This window comes from Nocardioides phosphati, assembly GCF_014646375.1.
Lineage (GTDB): Bacteria > Actinomycetota > Actinomycetes > Propionibacteriales > Nocardioidaceae > Nocardioides > Nocardioides phosphati.
Window position 1 is genome coordinate 1 of sequence record NZ_BMNI01000026.1, and the last position, 1,448, is coordinate 1,448.

At 66.8% G+C, this 1,448-nt stretch carries 1 protein-coding gene; it reads left to right on the top strand.

Translation table 11 applies throughout. From position 1 onward, the window contains the following. Positions 1–121: 121 nt before the first annotated feature. Positions 122–1,396: an IS256 family transposase gene (locus IEX47_RS17825; protein ID WP_188785498.1), complete on the top strand. Its 1,275-nt coding sequence runs from the start codon at positions 122–124 to the stop codon at positions 1,394–1,396. The last annotated feature ends 52 nt before the right edge of the window (positions 1,397–1,448 follow it).

Consider the following 1,448-nt stretch of genomic DNA (forward strand, 5'->3'; position numbering starts at 1 on the left):
AGTGGAGTCCAGCAGAGTGGTGTACGACGTCCTGAGTGAGCGCGTGCCTCCAACGTAGGCGCGGCCACCGGGTGAATCCTTCGAGTGATCTCTCACAACCAACTCGAAGAAGGACACATCGATGACCGCTGGAACCAGTATCGACCCTGCCCTGACCAAGACTTTGGATCCTGGGGAGTTCCTGCACGAGCAGCTTGCGCAGGCCTCGCCGGACTTGATGCGTGAGCTTCTGGCGACGTTCATCAACTCGCTGCTGGGCGCCGAGGCCGACGCCGTGTGCGGTGCCGCCTACGGCAGCCGTGCACCCGAGCGGGTCAACTCCCGCAACGGCTACCGCCACCGCGACCTCGACACCCGCGTGGGCACGATCGATGTCGCGATCCCCAAGCTGCGTGCCGGGACCTACTTCCCCGAGTGGTTGCTCGAGCGACGACGTCGCGCCGAAGCAGCACTCACCTCGGTGGTGGCGACTTGCTACCTCCTGGGCGTCAGCACGCGGCGGATGGACAAGCTCGTGCAGTCGCTGGGGATCACCGGGCTGTCGAAGTCACAGGTCAGCGTGATGGCCGCTGATCTCGACGAGCACGTCGCCGACTTCCGGACCCGACCGCTCAACGAGGCCGGGCCGTACACCTTCGTCGCCGCCGACGCGCTGACGATGAAGGTCCGCGAAGGTGGCCGGGTCCGCAACGTCTCGGTCATGGTCGCCACGGGCGTCAACGCTGATGGGCACCGAGAGATCCTTGGTGTCCAGGTCGCGACCGGCGAGACCCACGCCGGGTGGCTCGGGTTCTTCCGCGACCTCGTGGCCAGAGGTCTGTCCGGGGTTGCGCTGGTCACCAGCGATGCCCACGCCGGCTTGGTCGAAGCGATCGCCGCGACCCTGCCCGGGGCCAGCTGGCAGCGGTGCCGCACCCACTACGCCGCGAACCTCATGGCCGTGACACCCAAGGCCGCATGGCCCGGGGTCAAGGCGATGCTGCACTCGGTCTACGACCAACCCGACGCCGTTGCGGTCCACGCCCAGTTCGACAAGCTCCTGGACTCCGACCTCGTCGCCCAGCTGCCAGCGGTGTTCGCGCACCTCGACGGTGTCCGTGACGAGATCCTCGCCTTCACCGGGTTCCCGAAGGAGATCTGGCGACAGATCTGGTCGAACAACCCCAACGAGCGGCTCAACCGCGAGATCCGTCGGCGTACCGACGTCGTGGGGATCTTCCCCGACCGCAACGCCATCATCCGACTCGTCGGCGCCGTCTTGGCCGAGCAGCACGACGAGTGGGCCGAAGGCCGCCGCTACCTCGGACTCGACGTCCTGGCCCGGTCCCGCATGAGCCTCATCGCCAACCCCGTCGAGGAATCATCGATCACCGAGGAGGTCGCCATCAGCGCCTAGCGACACGCCCGACGGAGGATTCGTTTCGTACACCACGCCTAGGGACTTGACC